Annotated in this window: 17 protein-coding genes; 4 read left to right on the top strand and 13 right to left on the bottom strand. The window is 67.2% G+C overall.

Annotation, left to right across the window (positions count from 1 at the left end; all coding sequences use genetic code 11):
* Positions 1 to 3 precede the first annotated feature (3 nt).
* Together HNO80_RS08900 and HNO80_RS08905 are read right to left on the bottom strand one after the other, a co-directional pair.
* Positions 4 to 957: a ribokinase gene (locus HNO80_RS08900; protein ID WP_175322492.1), complete on the bottom strand. Its 954-nt coding sequence runs from the start codon at positions 955 to 957 to the stop codon at positions 4 to 6.
* 25 nt (positions 958 to 982) lie between these two features.
* Positions 983 to 1,780 (bottom strand): sugar phosphate isomerase/epimerase family protein, encoded by a 798-nt coding sequence (locus HNO80_RS08905; RefSeq protein WP_249777239.1) that lies wholly within the window; start codon positions 1,778 to 1,780, stop codon positions 983 to 985.
* 270 nt (positions 1,781 to 2,050) lie between these two features.
* Between HNO80_RS08905 and HNO80_RS08910 the strand changes: the two genes are divergently transcribed.
* The 3 genes from HNO80_RS08910 (at position 2,051) to HNO80_RS08920 (ending at position 5,728) form a co-directional block, all read left to right on the top strand.
* Positions 2,051 to 3,577, top strand: a complete 1,527-nt coding sequence (locus HNO80_RS08910; RefSeq protein WP_175322494.1) for a sugar ABC transporter ATP-binding protein — start codon at positions 2,051 to 2,053, stop codon at positions 3,575 to 3,577.
* A complete protein-coding gene (locus HNO80_RS08915) occupies positions 3,574 to 4,590 on the top strand; it encodes an ABC transporter permease (protein WP_175322495.1) in 1,017 nt (338 codons plus the stop codon). Before HNO80_RS08910 ends, HNO80_RS08915 begins: the two co-directional genes overlap by 4 nt.
* A gap of 154 nt (positions 4,591 to 4,744) precedes the next feature.
* Positions 4,745 to 5,728, top strand: coding sequence for an ABC transporter substrate-binding protein (locus HNO80_RS08920; RefSeq protein WP_175322496.1), 984 nt, complete (start codon positions 4,745 to 4,747; stop codon positions 5,726 to 5,728).
* 119 nt (positions 5,729 to 5,847) lie between these two features.
* On the opposite strand, the gene HNO80_RS08925 is transcribed toward HNO80_RS08920, so the two are convergent.
* The 11 genes from HNO80_RS08925 to HNO80_RS08975 form a co-directional block, all read right to left on the bottom strand.
* Positions 5,848 to 6,843 (bottom strand): phosphotriesterase family protein, encoded by a 996-nt coding sequence (locus tag HNO80_RS08925; protein ID WP_175322497.1) that lies wholly within the window; start codon positions 6,841 to 6,843, stop codon positions 5,848 to 5,850.
* Positions 6,840 to 7,754 carry a shikimate dehydrogenase family protein gene (locus HNO80_RS08930; protein ID WP_175322498.1) on the bottom strand — a complete coding sequence of 305 codons (915 nt, stop codon included), beginning with the start codon at positions 7,752 to 7,754 and terminating at the stop codon, positions 6,840 to 6,842. Before HNO80_RS08930 ends, HNO80_RS08925 begins: the two co-directional genes overlap by 4 nt.
* Positions 7,751 to 8,386 (bottom strand): bifunctional 4-hydroxy-2-oxoglutarate aldolase/2-dehydro-3-deoxy-phosphogluconate aldolase, encoded by a 636-nt coding sequence (locus HNO80_RS08935; RefSeq protein ID WP_175322499.1) that lies wholly within the window; start codon positions 8,384 to 8,386, stop codon positions 7,751 to 7,753. The genes HNO80_RS08930 and HNO80_RS08935 overlap by 4 nt, the downstream gene beginning before the upstream one ends.
* Positions 8,386 to 9,354, bottom strand: coding sequence for a 2-hydroxyacid dehydrogenase (locus HNO80_RS08940; protein ID WP_175322500.1), 969 nt, complete (start codon positions 9,352 to 9,354; stop codon positions 8,386 to 8,388). Before HNO80_RS08940 ends, HNO80_RS08935 begins: the two co-directional genes overlap by 1 nt.
* A complete protein-coding gene (gene xylB, locus HNO80_RS08945; RefSeq protein WP_175322501.1) occupies positions 9,354 to 10,856 on the bottom strand; it encodes a xylulokinase in 1,503 nt (500 codons plus the stop codon). Before xylB ends, HNO80_RS08940 begins: the two co-directional genes overlap by 1 nt.
* Positions 10,857 to 10,874: 18 nt before the next feature.
* Positions 10,875 to 11,459 (bottom strand): glucose-6-phosphate isomerase family protein, encoded by a 585-nt coding sequence (locus HNO80_RS08950; protein ID WP_175322502.1) that lies wholly within the window; start codon positions 11,457 to 11,459, stop codon positions 10,875 to 10,877.
* 126 nt (positions 11,460 to 11,585) lie between these two features.
* A complete protein-coding gene (locus HNO80_RS08955) occupies positions 11,586 to 12,413 on the bottom strand; it encodes a GntR family transcriptional regulator (protein WP_175322503.1) in 828 nt (275 codons plus the stop codon).
* Between the two features lie 85 nt (positions 12,414 to 12,498).
* Positions 12,499 to 13,350 carry an amidohydrolase family protein gene (locus HNO80_RS08960; protein ID WP_175322504.1) on the bottom strand — a complete coding sequence of 284 codons (852 nt, stop codon included), beginning with the start codon at positions 13,348 to 13,350 and terminating at the stop codon, positions 12,499 to 12,501.
* Positions 13,347 to 14,303, bottom strand: a complete 957-nt coding sequence (locus tag HNO80_RS08965) for an aldo/keto reductase (RefSeq protein WP_175322505.1) — start codon at positions 14,301 to 14,303, stop codon at positions 13,347 to 13,349. Before HNO80_RS08965 ends, HNO80_RS08960 begins: the two co-directional genes overlap by 4 nt.
* The gene (locus HNO80_RS08970; RefSeq protein ID WP_175322506.1) at positions 14,300 to 14,629 is read right to left on the bottom strand and encodes an L-rhamnose mutarotase; all 330 of its coding nucleotides are present in this window, start codon (positions 14,627 to 14,629) and stop codon (positions 14,300 to 14,302) included. The genes HNO80_RS08965 and HNO80_RS08970 overlap by 4 nt, the downstream gene beginning before the upstream one ends.
* Positions 14,630 to 14,633: 4 nt before the next feature.
* The gene (locus HNO80_RS08975) at positions 14,634 to 15,953 is read right to left on the bottom strand and encodes an enolase C-terminal domain-like protein (protein ID WP_175322507.1); all 1,320 of its coding nucleotides are present in this window, start codon (positions 15,951 to 15,953) and stop codon (positions 14,634 to 14,636) included.
* A 194-nt stretch (positions 15,954 to 16,147) separates the two neighbouring features.
* On the opposite strand from HNO80_RS08975, the gene HNO80_RS08980 reads away from it, so the two are divergent.
* Positions 16,148 to 17,008: a fumarylacetoacetate hydrolase family protein gene (locus HNO80_RS08980; protein WP_175322508.1), complete on the top strand. Its 861-nt coding sequence runs from the start codon at positions 16,148 to 16,150 to the stop codon at positions 17,006 to 17,008.
* Positions 17,009 to 17,017: the final 9 nt, after the last annotated feature.

Below are 17,017 nucleotides of genomic sequence, written 5' to 3' on the forward strand. Positions count from 1 at the left end.
CTCCTAGTGGCTCGGGACGTTGCTGGAAAGGAAGAGCTCGACGTCGGCCGCGGAGGGCAGGCTGGGGGACGCCCCCTTCTTGGTCACGGCCAGTGCCCCGGCGGCCATTGCGCGCCGGATCGCGTCGTCAATAGACAGGCCGGCGGCGAGCGAGGCTCCAAGGTAGCCGGAGAACGCGTCTCCGGCGGCCGTGGTGTCCACCGCGGTGACGGGGAAGGATTCGAAGACGGCCTGCCGGTCGGCAGTGACCAGGACGGCGCCGGCAGACGCCAGGGTGATGATAGCGCCTCCGGTTCCCTGCGCCAGGAACCATTGCCCGGCGCGGATGGCGCTGGCCTGGTCCGTGACCGGAATCCCGGTGATCAGGCTGGCTTCCGTCTCGTTGGGTGTCACGTAGTCCACGCCCGCCCAGGTCTGCTGGTCCAGGGCGGCGGCGGGAGCCGGGTCCAGGACGACTGTTAGCCCGGCTGCCCGGGCTGCGCGGACGGCGTGCGCGGCAGCTTCCCGCGGAATTTCCAGCTGGGTCAGCAGCACCGACGCCCTGGGCGCCAGCCGGGCGATCGCGGCAGTGATCTGCTCCGGCCCCAGATGATCATTGGCGAGCGGCACCATCACGATGTCGTTTTCGCCGGAGTCGTCCACCCGGATGTGGGCGATCCCGGTGGGGGCCTCGACCACACGGAGTTCGCTGGTGTCGACGCCGTGGTCCTCCAGCCCTCCCGTGACCAGTGGCCGGAAGAGGTCGTTGCCCACGCACCCCACCATGAAGGACGGTGCACCGGCGAGGCCGCTCGCGACGGCCTGGTTGGCGCCCTTGCCTCCCAGCAGCAGGGTGAACTCTTCGCCGAGAATGGTTTCCCCTCGTTTCGGCAATCTTTTCGAGAAAGTTGTGACGTCCGCAGTGATGCTGCCGACGATGATGACGCCTTCTCGGCCGTTTCCGGTCTCGTTTGTCATATGTTATTCCTCATAGGTCAGATGTTTAGTGCTTGTCGATGGAGGAGACTGACGCCAGCTGGCCGCGGATGAAGCTGTTGGCGTGGGAGCCCAGGTTGGCCGAATCGTCCCACAGGTTCCGCCACACGCCCAGGGTGTTGCTGAGATTGTCGTCCACCACGGCGGAGGAGAAGGACTCGAATACCACGGGGCCGTCGTAGCCGATGAGGGCGAGGCCGCGAAAGAAGGCGCCGAAGTCCACGCTGCCGGACCCGAGGTAGCCACGGTGGCTCTCCCCGATGTGAACGTAGCCCAGCTTCTTGCCTGCCGCGAGCACGGGGCTCAGCAGGTCTGGTTCCTCGATGTTCATGTGGTACGTGTCCAGATGCAGGTAGACGTTGGGGTGGCCGATCTCCTCGATGAACGCGAGGGCCTGCCGGCCGGTGTTGAGCAGGTTGCTTTCGTACCGGTTCACCACCTCCAGGCCGAGGCGGATGCCGAGGCTGGCGGCCCGCTCCGCAAGCCGCTGCAAGGCCTCGGCGCTGTTGCGTCGGCCGGCTTCAGTGGCGGGCCTGGAATACTTCTGCATGGCGCTGTAGATCACGCCGCACAGGTAGTCCGCCTCAAGGTCGTGCACGATTTCCAAGCACCTGTTCAGGGTCTCTTCGCCCCTGGCGACCACGGACGGATCCTCGCTGCTGAGGTCGGTCTGCGCCGTCAGGCCCAGCGAGGCGGTGGCGGCCAGTCCGTGCTCCCTGAGCGAGCGGGAGGCCTGCGTCGGCTCGAAGGACCAGGGGTCCATGAGTGGGATTTCCAGCAAGTCGAAGCCGGCCTCGGACGTCATTCGCGCTGATTCCGCGAAGGAAACCGGGTCCAACGAGCCGTTCCAGACCAAGCTGTGACAGCCAATCATCATATGTTTCTCCCATAACGATTTCTAAACATCCGACCAAAGGGTGTGTTTTAGGTCATATTTGACCTTACTCTAGTTATGGACCAAGGATAGATACATCGAGATACAAGTTGAGGGTCGGCAGTGTTGCCGGCCGTCGTCCAAATCCACGAGTACCGGCCGCAAGGCACCAGCGTTATCTCCGAAGAAGTAGGTGAGACAGTGGGTGAACCACTACTGAAGGTCGAAGGGATCAGCAAAAGCTTTCCCGGCGTCCAGGCTCTGAGTGATGTCCACTTCGACGTCAATAAGGGCGAGGTTATCGCCCTGGTCGGCGAGAACGGCGCGGGAAAGTCCAGTCTGATGAAGATCCTGTCCGGCATCTACCAAAAAGACGCCGGGACCATCTACCTCGAGGGCGTTCCGGTCCAGATTGACGGCCCGCGGCATGCCCAAGAGCTCGGCATCATCATCGTCCATCAGGAAATGAACCTGATGTCCCACCTCACGGTGGCCCAGAACATTTACATCGGCCGCGAGCCTCGGCGTCTCGGCGGCCTTCTGCTGGACGAAAAGAAGCTGAACCGGCAGACCGCCGAGCTGCTTGGCCGGCTCGGCATCAAGGAATTCGCCCCGACCGACCTGGTCGAGAACCTCACCGTAGCGAAGCAGCAGATGGTGGAGATCGCCAAGGCGCTGTCCTTCGACGCCAAGGTCGTCATCATGGACGAGCCGACGTCGGCCCTTACCACCTCGGAAACCGAGACCCTCTTCCGCCTGATCGGGGACCTCCGCGACCGCGGCGTCGGCGTCATCTACATTTCGCACCGGATGGAGGAGCTGAAGCGGATCACCGACCGCATCACCATCCTCCGCGATGGTAAATACATCGCCACCATGGACACCGCGACCGCCAGCCAGCACGAGGTGATCAAGCTGATGGTCGGCCGGGAGATCGACGAGAACGCCCGCCCGGAGAACGTCCGCCGGGACAACGTGGACGACGTCGTCCTCCGTGTAGAAAACCTCAGCACGCGGAAGCTTCTTAAGGATGTCAGCTTCGAACTGCGGCGCGGGGAGATCCTGGGGTTCTCCGGACTGATGGGGGCAGGCCGGACCGAACTGGCCCGGGCCATCATCGGAGCCGACCGGATGACCGAGGGGCGGATCTTCGTCAACGGCAAGGAGGTGAAGATCGGCCAGCCTGCCGACGCCGTCAAGCACGGGATCGGCTACCTGTCCGAGGACCGCAAGAGCCTGGGCCTGCTGCTGGACCGGGACGTGAACACCAACATCCTGCTGTCCTCGCTCGGAAACTACACGAATCCGGTCGGGTTCATGAAGGCCGGCTCGGGCAAGGGCACCTCGCAGAAATATATTGACTCGCTCCGGATCAAGACGCCGTCGATGTTTGCGACCACGAAGAACCTCTCGGGCGGAAACCAGCAGAAGGTCGTCATTGCCAAGTGGCTGGCCCGCGACTGCGACATCCTCATCTTCGATGAGCCGACGCGCGGCATCGACATCGGTGCGAAGGAAGAAATCTACCGCTTGCTCAACGACCTGGTGGCGCGGGGCAAGTCGATCATCATGATCTCCTCGGAACTGCCGGAGGTTCTCCGGCTGTCCCACCGGATCATGGTCATGGCCGGAGGCCGCATCACCGGGGAAATCGACAGCGACGGTGCTGATCAAGCAAAAATCATGGACTACGCCACACGGGTGGAGCAGCAGGGAGCGGAAAAATGAGTGAAGTAAAGTCTGTCCCGCGCACGGAGGCGTCCGCGGACGCGGTCAAGCGCGAATCACCCGGGGGATCCTTCCTGCGCCAGCGGCTGCAGCAGTCGCTGGCCTTCGGAACCCTGATCGTCCTGCTTGCCTTCTTCTCCTTGGCCAGCGGCAACTTCTTTACCTGGACGAACATCTCCGGAATCCTGCTTTCCACCGCGGTGATCGGCATCCTGGCGTTCGGCACCACCCTCGTGATCATCACCTCCGGAATCGACCTCTCGATCGGGACGGGCATGACGCTGTGCTCGGTGGTCACGGGCCTCCTGCTGGTGAACCTTCAGCTTCCGCTGTTCATCGGAGTGCTCGGCGGCATCGCGACGGGCGCCCTGATGGGCCTGATCAACGGCCTGAATGTATCGATCCTGAAGCTTCCGCCGTTCATCGCCACCTTGGCCATGATGCTGATCGCCCAGGGCCTTGCGCTGGTCCTTTCCGGCGTGCGGCCGATCTACTTCAGCAAGGTCCAGGGCTTCAAGGACATTGCCCTGGGCCAGCTCATCCCGGGCCTTCCCAACGCCGTCCTGATCCTGGTCCTGACCGGCATTGCGGCGTACCTGGTGCTCGGCAAGACCCTGCTGGGCCGCTATATCTTCGCGATCGGCAGCAACGAGGAAGCCACCAAGATTTCCGGTGTGAACACCGGCAAGTGGAAGATCCTCGTCTACACCGTTGCGGGCATCTTCACCGGCGTGGCCGGCGTTGTCATCGCTGCCCGCCTCGACTCTGCGCAGCCTCAGCTGGGATCCGGCTATGAACTGCAGGCCATCGCAGCCGTCATCATCGGCGGAACCTCTCTTCTCGGCGGCCGGGGCTCGGTCCTCGGCACCCTCATCGGCGCCCTCATCATGAGCGTGCTGATCAACGGCCTGCGCATCATGTCGGTGCAGACCGAGTGGCAGACCGTCGTGGTGGGAATCGTGATCCTCGTGGCCGTCTTCACCGACTCCCTGCGCCGCCGCCGGGAGGCTTAGGCGGGCCCGCAGCGCCGCCCCCACGCGGGCGCCACAGCCACAGAAAACTAGATCAAAAAAATAACTTGTATCTACCTGTACTTAACGTTCGAAACCAACAACAATGGTCAAGGGCCCGCAATGTTGCCGGCCCGTTCACTGGATGGAGATTTACATGAAACTCGGTAAAAAGGCCCTCGCGGCGGGCGTCCTCGCCGCAGCTCTTTCCTTGACCGCCTGCGGCGGCTCCGGCAGCGCGACCCCCAGCGGCGGGGGCGATGGCGGTACCCCGTACGTCGCCATGATTTCCAAGGGCTTCCAGCACCAGTTCTGGCAGGCCGTGAAGAAGGGCGCCGAGGACAAGGCCAAGGAGCTCAACGTCAAGATCACCTTCGAGGGCCCGGCTGCCGAAACCGAAGTCGATTCGCAGCTGCAGATGCTCCAGGCCGCCATCGACAAGAAGCCGACGGCGATTGCCTACGCCGCGCTGGACCCGGAAGCCTGTGTCCCGGCCATTGAGCAGGCCAAGGCCGCCAACATCCCCGTGGTCCAGTTCGACGCCGGCTGCAAGAGCGACTACCCGGTGAACCTGGCCAAGACCAACAGCATGGATGCCGGCGCGATGGCAGCCGACCACATGGCTGAGCTGATCGGCAAGAGCGGCGAGATCGCCGTCGTCGGCCACAGCCAGATCAACAGCACCGGCGTGGAACGCCGCGACGGCTTCCTCAACGAGATGAAGGCCAAGTACCCGGACATCAAGGTTGTCGACGTCCAGTACGGCGACGGCGACCACCTGAAGTCCGCGGACATCGCCAAGGCGATGATCCAGGGCCACCCGAACCTCAAGGGCCTCTACGGCACCAACGAAGGCTCGGCCGTGGGCATCGTCAACGCGGTCACCGAACTTGGCCTCAAGCCGGGCAAGCTCACCGTCATTGGCTTCGACTCCGGCAAGGCCCAGCTCGACGCGATCCGCAGCGGACTGATGGCCGGTGCCATCACGCAGGATCCGATCGGCATGGGTGCCGCCACGGTGCAGGCCGCTATTGACGCTTCCAAGGGCAAGTCCATGCCGAAGGTCACCGACACCCCGTTCTACTGGTACGACAAGACCAACATGGATGACGCCAAGATCGCGGCTGTGCTTTACCAGTAAGGTGCCGTAACAAGTAAGCAGCTGCGCTGCACCTGGCAGTACACACAGAGAGAGGCCCTGGATTTCTCCGGGGCCTCTCTCTGTGTGGGTGCTGCGGCTGGCCGGTGGCCCGACGTTGCCTAGTCCGGCTCGGGGCCGGTGCGCCACTGCAGCACCCGGGCGGCGTTGTCGACCAGGATCCGGTCCACAGCGGCGGCGCCGACGGCGTCCGCCAGCCGCGGAACGAAGCGCTCGGGGAGGTAGGCCAGGCCGGGCATCCCGCCGTAGGAGACGTACCGGGTGCGGCGGGCGACGTCGCCGCCAAGGAGCAGACGGCTTCCGCCGCCGCCGGCGATGACCTGCCCTGCGAGGGTGATGATCTCCGCATCTGTGCGGCCCTTGGGGCGTGCCATGCCGTCGTAGCCCAAGTAGGCACCGCGGGAGGCCAGCTCGAGGTGCAGTCCGGCGTCGGGGTTCCGGTCGGCGTGGGCCAGGATCACCCGGGACTCGGGGACGCCGGCGGCGGCTAGGAGGTCGAGCAGTTCGTGGGCGGCCGTGCAGAATTCCAGGTGGACCATGACCGGGGCGCCCGTGACGGCGTGGGCCACCGCCACGGCCGCCAGCACGCGGTGTTCAAAGGCGGTGATGGACCAGTAGCCGATCCCTGCCTTCAGCAGCCCCGCACGCATCGGCGCCGGGCCGGGGACGGAAGCGCCGGTCTCCGGGTCGGAAGATTCCGCCGATGGTTCCGCGGATTCTTCGGGTGCCCCGCCGCCGGCCGTGAGCTCAACGGTGAACCGCCGAGCAAGTTTCTCTTCCCGTTCCGCGCGGAGCCAGTGCCCCTGGGGGTAGTGGGCCTCGCGGTGGGCACCCGTGGTGGCGACAATGTGCAGCCCGGTGGCGGCGGCGATGCGTGCCGTCGCCGCGGGATTCCGCCCCAGGCCCAGCGGGGTCGCCTCCACCATCGCAGCCATGCCGGCGCCGCACAGCAGAGCCGCTTCCCGGCCGGAAAGGGCCTCGTCGTCCAGCTCGTCCCCCGGCAGCAGGGGAGAGGACTGGAACAGGTGCTCGTGATAGTTCGTCGGTCCGAGCGACGCCGGGTCGATGTCTCCGAGGACGGTGCGGACGAAGTTCATCGGGCGCTGGCTGCGGCTTCGGACAGCTGGTCCAACAGCTGGTCGGTGAGTTCGACGTCGAACACCTCGGCGATGACCTGGCTCCAGCCGTGGATGAAGTAGCGCCAGCCGTCAATGACGGTCAGCTGCCGGCGTTCCGCCTGTTCGCGGGCCTGGGCCAGGAACTCGAGGGAGCCGCGGTAGTTGAACTCCCACACAATCGCTTCCTGGGGGAAGTCGACGCCGTCCGGGACGGGGGATCCCGGCCGGTCCTTGCCGAGGCCGCTGGCGTTGACCACGAGGCTGCCCGCAGGGGCTTCGGCCATCACGCGCGCCGTGTCCGCGGGCCCCTCGATGAGCCGGTACTCGAACAGGCCGGCGGGGAGCTGGCCCCGGGTGTGGACGTCCGCGAGGTGCTGGAGGCGGACCGGGCTGGTGTCGGTGCAGATGATCTTCTCCGGCGCGTCGGTGTGGCCGGCCAGGTACCAGCTCAGGGCGGTTCCGGCACCGCCGGCGCCCAGGCAGATGACGTGGGCGCCGGTTTCCTTGAAGTGGCCCGGCGGCAGGAACTCCTCGAGTGCGAGGCCCGCGGTGATGGGGTCCTTGGCGTGGCCGATCAGCCGGCCGTCCCGTTTGGAAATGCTGGAGATCTCGCCGCAAAGCCGGCCGAACTCGTCGATCTCGTCGAAGAGGTCATGGGCGGCCTGGTACAGGTCCATCTTGTGGGTTGTGACCAGGGCGCCGCGGTGGTTCTTGTCGTCGCGGATCCGGGTTACCAGCTCGCGGTACTGTTCCCGGCTGGCCCCCAGGGGGAGGTCGTGGCCCGTCAGCCGGTCGGTCGGCAGTTGAAGGATCCGCGCCCACTCCGGAAATATTTTCATGATCGAGGACCCCGAGGTGGTCACACCGACAAATCCCATGTAGCCGTTCATGCAAGCGTCCTTTCCAGCGCGGCGCTGAAGTTGAGGGCCTTCTCGCGAACCAGGTCATAGCGTCCGGCGGCGAGGTCGGCGGTGGAGCAGAGGTCGCCGCCGGCGCCGACGGCGACGGCTCCGGCGTCGAACCATTCGCCGATGTTGCCGGGGGTGACCCCTCCGGTGGGCATCAGCGGCACGTCCGGCAGCGGGCCGCGGAGGGCCTTGAAGTAGGAGGGGCCGCCGAGGGAGGCAGGGAAAATCTTGACGACGTCGGCGCCCAGGCCGACTGCGGTAAGAACCTCGGTGGGGGTCAGGGCTCCGGCCATGACGAGGGATCCGGTGGCCTTCATCGCCGTGACGGTCTCGGCGACGGTGCCGGGGCTGACCAGGAACTCCGCACCGGCGTCGACGGCGTCCTCGGCCTGGGCGCGGGTGAGCACGGTGCCGGCGCCCAGGTAGATCTTGTCGCCGTATTCGGCACGCAGGGCGCGGATGACGGCGGGGGCGTCGGGGGTCGAGTACGTGATCTCCAGTCCGGTCACGCCCCCCTCCAGGAGTGCGGCGGCGCCGCGGAGGGCGCTCTCGGTGCTGGGGGCCCGCACGACGGCGAGGATCCCGGTCTGCCTGAGTTTGAGAAGGTCGGCCATTAGTTCACTTTCATAGGAGTCGGGCTGACGGGGTTGGGCGGCGTCCGCCCTGCCAGGACGGCAAGCAGGTTGTCCACGGCGATGGATCCCATGCCGTCGACGGCCTGGACGGTCTGCGCACCGAAGTGCGGAGTGATGACCACCCGGGCCGCGAGCTGCGGATCGAGCACGGGGGAGTCCTGCCCGCTCGTGTCTCCGCGCAGGGTGTCCGCCGCGAAGGCGGCGAGCCCTCCGGTGCGCAGGGCCTCGGCGACCGCCTCCTCATCCACGAGTTCCGGGCGGGCGGTGTTGACCAGGACGAGCGGTTTCGCCGCGCCGGCCAGCCAAGCCGCGTCGATGAGCTGCTGGCCGCCCGGGGCGTGCAAGGAGATCACGTCGCATTTCGCCGCCATTTCCGCCAGCTCCAGCGGTTCGGCGCCGAGGCTCCGGATCAGTTCGGGGCCCATCAGCGGGTCCGAGGCGTACACGGTGGAACCGAAGCCGGTGAGCAGGCGTGCCACGATCTGCCCGATCCGGCCGAATCCGACCAGGCCCACGGTCAGCGAGCCCAGTTCGCGGCCCCGGATAACCGACCAGTCGCGGTTCCGCACCCGGCGGTCGCCCTCCGGAACGGTGCGCAGGACCGACAGCATGAGGGCCAGGGCGTGCTCGGCGACGGCGTTGGAATTGGCGCCGGGGGTGTTGGTGACCACCACGCCCCGCTCGGCTGCGGCCTGGATGTCGACGGCTTCGAAACCCACCCCGTACCGGGCCAGGACCTTCAGCCGCGGCGCTGCGTCCAGGTGGGCAGCGGTGACCTCGCCGGTTCCGGCGATCCACCCTTCCGCCACGGCCAGATCGGCGCCGATGGCGTCCAGGGAGTGGTCCGCGGGGCCCCGCCGGACGGTGTAGCCGCGGCTTTCCAGCCGGGAGACCAGGTCTTGTTCGCCGGACGAGAAGGAGCGGGAGGTGACGAGGATGACCGGCATCAGCGCTTCCCCCGGCGGTTGGGGAACCACGGTTCCAGCTGGCCGTAGGCGTCGAGGAAGGTCTGGTGGCTGGCTGTGTAGCGTTCGTGCGCTTCGCGGTCGGGCTGGAACTCGGCGGTCACCCGGGACAGGTCCCGGGCGACGCTGAAGTCGGCCACGAGTCCGAGCCCCACGCTTGCGGTCACTGCGGCGCCGAGGCTGTTTGCTTCTTCAACAATGCTCCGGCGCCGGACGGTCACGCCCCAGACGTCGGCCATGATCTGCAGCCAGGTGTCGCTGGCGGCACCGCCGCCGATGGCGTCGATCCGGCTGATGGATGCCCCGGCCTCGTTGAAGGCATTGACGCAGGTCCCCAGGTTGAAGGCCACGCCCTCAAGGACCGAGCGGATCATGTTAGCGCGGCCGTGGTGCATCTCAAGGCCAACGAAGGCGCCGGCGGCCTGGGGGTTCCAGTACGGAGAGCGCTCGCCGAGCAGGTGCGGCAGGAAGTAGAGTCCCGACTCGCTGGCGGTTGCCCCGGCGGCTTCGGCAATGAGCCGGTCAAATCGGTCCTTCTCGCCGCGGTCGGAGAACAGCCCGACGGCCCACTGGAGGGACGCTCCGCCGGCCTGCATGGTCGCGGTGGGGACGTACTTCCCGTCGATGACGTGGTCGAACGTCATGGTCCGGCGAAGCGGGTCGATCAGCGGCGCGGCCGTGACGATCTGCACCCACGAGGAGGAGCCCAGGTAGACGTACGCCTGGTCGTCCTCGGAGACGACACCGGCGCCCACGGCCGCCACCGGGCCGTCGCCGCCGCCCGTCACCACCGACGTGGCGGTGCCGAGGCCGGTGGCGGCCGCAGCGGCGGCGGTGAGGGGGCCGACGACGTCGGTGGACTTGAGGATTTCGGGAAACAGTGCCGGATCGATCCGGGCGGCGGCCAGCATCCGCTCCGACCAGGTTCCAGTGGTCTGGTCGTAGGCGTTCGTGGCGGAGGCGTCGGAGTGGTCCGTCGCGAGCCGCCCGGTGAGCCGGTGCACCACGTAGTCCTTGGCAAGGCAGACGTGGCGCACGCGGCTGAACACCTCGGGCTCGTTGTCCCGGACCCACATGACCTTGCTCAGCGAATAGGTGGGGTTGATCCGGTGGCCGAGCAGGGCGTAGGCCTCTCGCTCGTCGAAGGCCCCGGCCAGTTCATCGGACTGGGCGACGCTCCGGTGATCGGCCCAGATCAGGGCGGGCCGGACCGGCGCGTAGTTGCCGTCGAGGAGCACGGCCCCCATCATCTGCCCGCCGACCACGAGGCCCTGCACCGACGCCGGATCGACGCCGGTCTCGGCCAGCAGCTTCTGCGTGGCCTGCACCACCGCGTTCCACCAGACATCGGGATCCTGCTCGGCGCGGCCGCCGGCAGCGAAGTGCGGCTCGTAGCTGATGGTGACGGCCCTCAGGAGGGTACCGTCAGCCTCGTGCAGCGATGCCTTGTTGCCCGTCGTGCCGAGATCGTGAGCGATGATCATGGGACCGGTCCTTCCGTCTTAGGCCTGTGCTGCGAAGAAGGGTGCGAACTCGTGGCCCGAGTCCGAGGTGTAGACGCGCCGGCCCATGCCGTGCTCCAGGACCCAGCCGTAGTCGTGGCCGGCACAGCCGGGATAGACCGCGAGGAACTTGTAGGGCTCGGAGCCCACGTTGATGCTGCGGTGTGCCCAGCCCGGCGGGATGTAGCCGATCACGCCGGGGGCCATGTCCACCCATGAGGTGTTCTCGCCGTCGAACATCAGCAGGCCGCCTTGGCCGGAGATGCCCAGGTAGATCTCGCCCTGGTGGTTCGGGTGCTGGTGGCCCTTCGTCATCCAGAACTCGCCGGCGGTGGTGCCGGGTTCGATCGTGGTGATGGACTGCGGGAGCTCCCGGTCCGCTTCCGGAACCGGTGTAGAAACCACGGAGTAGACCACGGGATTGCCGTTGGCGACGGCCTCGTTCCAGGCGTCCTTGTCCGCGAACAGGCCTTCAAGGTCCGACATGCGGCGTTCCAGCGTCGGGCCTTGCGGCGACAGGGTGCCGGCCTGCGCGTCGAAGCGGATGGTCATGGGCGGAACGGGGGGAGTGATGAATTCGCTCACGGGCAGAAGTCTCCTGAGAATCAGCAAATAGGCCGTTGCCGAAGCGGCAACCTGTAATTACAGGTTACATGCCAAGCCGGTCCTTGGGAATCGTCAGGAGGAGCGGGCCCGCGCGGCCCGCGGCGTTCAGCCGGTGGTGACGCGGTGGAAGCCGGCCGTGCCGGAGCCCGTCGAGGCGGCGTCGATGACAACCTCAAAACGGCTCTGGTCCCCGCGGTGGTGGGCCACGAAGAATTCCAGCGGCCGGTCCGCTGCGTCGTAGACGATGCTCCGCAGCTGCATCAGCGGGGCGCCCTTCACGATGCCCAGCGCCTCGGCCTGCGTCTTGTTCGCCACCGTGGCCTCGACCGAGCGAATGCCGTGGTGCGCCCGGATTCCGTTGCTGGCCAGCAAGGCGTAGAGCGACTGGTTGCGGAAGTCGGCACCGAGTACGATCTCCGCCATGTCGCCGGGGAGGTAGGTGGTGGTGAGGGACCACGGGGAATCTTCGACGTAACGGAGACGCTCAAGGGCGACGACGGGTTCGCCCTTGGGGATCCGGAGCGCCTCGGCCACTGTTTCGTCGGCCGGGACCAGTTCCAGGCGGCGCACATCGCTGTAGACGCGGCCGCCGCGGGACTCCACGTCCGCGTAAAGGCCGCGGAGGGTATGGACCAGGCTTTCAGAGACCTTGCGGGGGGCCACAAAGGTGCCCTTGCCCTTGACCCGCTCGATCACGCCGTCGTGCTCGAGCTGTCCCAGTGCCTGCCGGACCACAGTGCGGGAAACCCCGTACAGCTCGCACATGCCGTGCTCGCCGGGGAGCCTGTGCCCCGGGGCCAGCTTGCGGGTCGAGATTTCGCGGATCAGCTGGTCGCACAGCTGCTTGTACATCGGCAGCGACGCGTCCTTGACCATCTTGGCCGGGGCGGCATCGCTCTGCGCGGCGGCGGCCGCGGCTGGGGGGTTTGTCATGGAAAACGCCATTCTGTGCATCCGGCGTCGGCACGCCTGAAAAACATCTTAGACCCGGTCATCCCGGGCCCCGGCCGGGAAGGAATCAGGCTACCGCTCCGCGGCGGTATACCCGGTTCGCTGTAGCCGCGAGAATGTCATCTTGTTCAGCAGGACTGAGCGTTCGGATCAGTTCATGCAGCACCCGCCAGGTGGGCTGGTATCCCCCGGAAATGACCGACACGGGCCAGTCGCCGCCGTACATGAGCCGAGCCGGCCCGAACAGCTTCAGCGCCTCTTGGAACACCGGCTCCAGCGCGGCGACGCTATATTCCGCGCCGGGAATATGAAGGCCGGACAGCTTCGCCACCGTGTTGGGGCGGGCGGCGCAGGCGGCTAAGTGGCTTCGCCACCGAGCCATCGCCTCCGGATCCGCGAGCGGCGGTTTGCCCAAGTGGTCCACGACGACGGTGAGCTCCGGGAGCGCCCCGGCCAGTTCGGCCGTGGCTCCGAGATGGCGCGGAAACGCGTCGGGAACATCGAAGGGCAGGCCGGCCGCGGCAAGCAGGCCAAGTGATTCACGGACCGGGGCGAGGGCGAGGAAGCCGTCCCGCGGGTCGTCGTGGACCAGGTGCCGCACCCCGCAGAACTTGTCCGATTCCAGCCACCGGTCCAGCTGCGCTGCCGCAAGGGCAGGGGAGTCCAGCTGGAGCCAGCCGACCACGCCGCGGATCCAAGGTTCCGCGGCGGCCGTTTCGAGCAGGAACAGGGTGTCCTCCAGCGTGTCGTCGGCCTGGACGAGGATCGCCTCCGCCACGCCCGCCGCATCGAGCTCCGCACGTGCTTGGGCGGCGGTGAAATCCTGTTTCAGCGCCGGCACCGAATCCAGCCACCGGTACCGGCTGCGGCCAAGGCTCCACAGGTGCAGGTGCGAGTCGATCGTGGGCAGTCCGCTCATCGGGGAATCAGCTCCTCCGCTTCGAGCGCGTCCCAGAGCTCGTGGGGGAGCGGCCGGTCCATGCCGGCGATGTTGGCGTTGATCTGCTCCGCGCCGCGGGCCCCGATGACCACGTTGTGCACGGCCGGGTGCCGCAGCGGGTACTGGATGGCGGCGTCGGGCAGAGCCACGCCGAACGTGGCGCAGACGTCGGCGAGCCGCCGGGCCCGGGACAACAGTTCTTTCGGCGCCGGTCCGTAGTTGTAATGGGCGCCCGCCGGAACTTTCGCCTTGGCGAGGATGCCCGAGTTGAACACTCCGGCGGCGACGACTCCGACGCCGCGTTCGACGCAATGCGGCAGCAGTCCGGCCAGGGCGGGCTGCTCGAGCAGGGTGAAGCGGCCGGCGAGCATGACCAGGTCGAGGTTGGCGCGGTCGGCGAGCGTGTGCAGGGCCTCGGCGGAGTTGGATCCCACCCCGATGGCCCTGACGAGGCCTTCGTCCTTCAACCGCCGCAGGGCCGGCAGGGCATCCCTGAGTGCGGCGTCCATGTCGTAGGCGTCGGGGTCATGCAGGTAAAGGATGTCCACCCGTTCGATGCCCAGCCGGTTCAGGGAGTCCTCCAGGCTCTGCCGGATGCCGCGTTCGGTGAAGTCCCACCGCCGGGTGCTGCGGGCGGGTACCGCGAAGCCCTCGGTGTCCAGCTCGCCGGACCGGTAGGCCGGATTCGGCTCCAGTAGGCGGCCGACCTTGGTGGAGATGAGGTAGTCCTCCCGGGGGCGGGTGCGGAGGAAGTCGCCGAGCCGCCGTTCCGACAGCCCGAGCCCGTAGTGCGGCGCCGTGTCGAAGTAGCGGATTCCGCCGAGCCAGGCGGCCTCCAGGGTGCGCCGGGCGGCGTCGTCGCCCATGCTCGAATACAGGTTCCCGAGAGCGGCGGCGCCGTAGCCCAGACGGCCGAGGGGAAGTTGCGTCATTGCCGTGCAAGCTCCCACACCATCGGGATGCCGCGGTCCTCGCCCGAGTAGTCGTCCTCGACCTCGAGGAGTTCGGCCATTTCCGCCTGCCAGGGGATGTTCGCGGGGTGGTCGGCCAGGAACTTGCGCATTCTGGCGTAATCGTCGACCTCTACGACGTGGAAGAGTTCCCGGCCGCTGCGCCAGATCCGCCAGCTGTGGACGCCGATCGCGCGCATGGCAGCCGCGAGCTCGGCGGGGATCCGTGCGTGGATCCGGTCGTAGTCGGACTCGCGGCCGGCCTTGAGCCGGGTGTGCAATGCGATGCGTTCCGGGGCTGTGCTCATCGGATTAGCCTGCCACAGCTGCAACCGGAGTGGACCACGCCGGACCGGCGGGGAAGGCGAACTCCGCGAGGGAGTTCGCCTTCATTTCGCTGCCGCCGCCGGGGGCAGTCGGCGGCCAGTAGCGGCCGCCATGGACCTCGACGGGGACGACGAAGTGCTCGTGGAGGTGGTCGACGAATTCGATCATCCGGCCCTCCAGCTGCCCGGAAACCGCCACGTAGTCGAACATCGAGAGGTGCTGGACGGCTTCGCAGAGCCCCACGCCGCCGGCATGCGGGCAGACCCGGACCCCGAATTTCGCCGCGAGGAGCAAAATGGCGATGTTCTCGTTCACGCCGGCGACCCGGGCCGCGTCGAGCTGCAGCACCCCGAGGGAGCCGGCCTGCAGCATCTGCTTGAACACCACCCGGTTCTGGACATGCTCCCCGGTCGCCACCGGAATCGGGGCGATGGCGCGTGCGATCGCGGCGTGCGCCAGGATGTCGTCCGGGCTCGTGGGTTCTTCTACCCAGGCAAGGTCAGGGTCGCCGAGGCCGCGGATCCATTCGATGGCCTCCGCGGTGTCCCAGCGCTGGTTCGCGTCCACGGCAATCTTGATGCCTGGGCCGCAGGCGTCCCGGGCCACGCGCAGGCGCCGGACGTCATCGTCGAGGTTGGCGCCGACCTTGAGTTTGACCAGCGGGAAGCCGTCCGCCACGGCCTCGCGGCACAGCCGGGCGAGCTTGGCGTCGTCATAGCCGAGCCAGCCAGGGGTGGTGGTGTACGCCGGGTAGCCAGCCCGGAGAAGCTCCGACTCGCGGCCCGCACGCCCGGCCTCCGCGCTGCGCAGGAGATCGAGGGCCTCCTCCGGGGTGAGGGCATCGCTGAGGTAGCGGAAGTCCACCAGGTCAACCAGCTCCTCGGGCGATAGCCGGGACAGCAGCTGCCACAGCGGCAATCCGGCGCGCTTTGCCTTCAGGTCCCACAGGGCGTTAATGGCGGCCCCGATGGCCATGTGCATAATCCCCTTCTCCGGTCCCAGCCAGCGCAGCTGCGAGTCGTGCACCATGGAGCGCCAGGTCCCACCCATGTCGTCCAGGAGCTCCTCGGTGTTCCGGTCCTGGAGGTACGGGATGAGGGCGGTGAGGGCGCTGGCCACCACTTCGGTGCCGCGCCCGATGGTAAAGACGAAGCCGTGGCCCTCGAGGTCGTCCCCGGCGTCGGTGCCGATCACCAGGTACGCCGCAGAGTAGTCCGGGTCGGGGTTCATGGCATCCGACCCGTCCAGGGACGAGGACGTCGGAAAGCGGACGTCACTGACCGTGACGGCGGTGATGGTACTCACGTGGGAACTCCTCATGCTCCGGGCAGCGCCGGGGATGTCGCGTCGCCCGGTCGGGCGGTGATTTCGACAGTAAACATCGGATGTATGGCTTGTCAACGACGATGTGATCTGTATTGTGGTGTGCGACACCTTTCCGTGCAGTCTGTCCGGCTGCCGGGTTAGCGGCGGGCAGTGTTGCCCGATTTGGAGGAAGTGTGAAGTTGGTTCGCCTGGGCGCCGCGGGAGCGGAACGACCCGCCGTTATTGCCGTCGACAGCGCCGGAACGGAAAAGACATATGATCTATCTCCCCTGACCCGGGATATCACCGGCGAGTTCCTGGCCGGTGGGGGAGTCGCGGCCGCGCGGCGCGCCCTGGAGCGCGGGGAACTCGAGCCGCTGGATGCGGCGGGGGTCCGGATCGGTGCCCCGATCGTCCGTCCGTCCGCGGTCATCTGCGTGGGGATGAACTATGCCGCGCATGCCGCGGAATCCGGAGCGCTCCCGCCCGAGGTTCCCATCATCTTCCTCAAGACGCCCAACACAGTCGCGGGGCCGGACGATGCGGCGTTCATCCCGCGCAATTCCACCAAGACCGACTGGGAGGTCGAACTCGGAGTGGTGATCGGCCGGAGCGCCAGCTACCTCGGGTCGCCGGCGGAATCGGCGGAGCACATTGCGGGCTATCTGGTTGCCAACGATCTGTCTGAACGCACTTTCCAGATCGAGGAGTCCGGCGGCCAGTGGTCCAAGGGCAAATGTGCGCCCGGATTTTCCCCGCTCGGGCCGTGGCTTGTGCCGGCCGACGAGGTGGACCCGGGCAGGCTCCGGCTCCGTAGCTGGGTCAACGGCGAGCCGCGGCAAGACTCCAGCACAGCGGACATGGTCTTTCCGGTCGACTTCCTGATCCACCACCTCAGCCAGTACATGGCCCTGGAGCCCGGTGACGTCGTCCTTACCGGCACGCCCCAGGGCGTGGCGCTTTCCGGCAAATTCCCGTACCTCAAGGCCGGCGACGTCGTCGAGGTAGAGATCGAGGGGCTCGGCCGCCAGCGGCAAGTCTTCGCGCAGGCCTGAACCAGCGGT

Source organism: Arthrobacter sp. C9C5, assembly GCF_013359735.1.
In the GTDB taxonomy this organism is placed as follows: Bacteria; Actinomycetota; Actinomycetes; order Actinomycetales; family Micrococcaceae; genus Arthrobacter.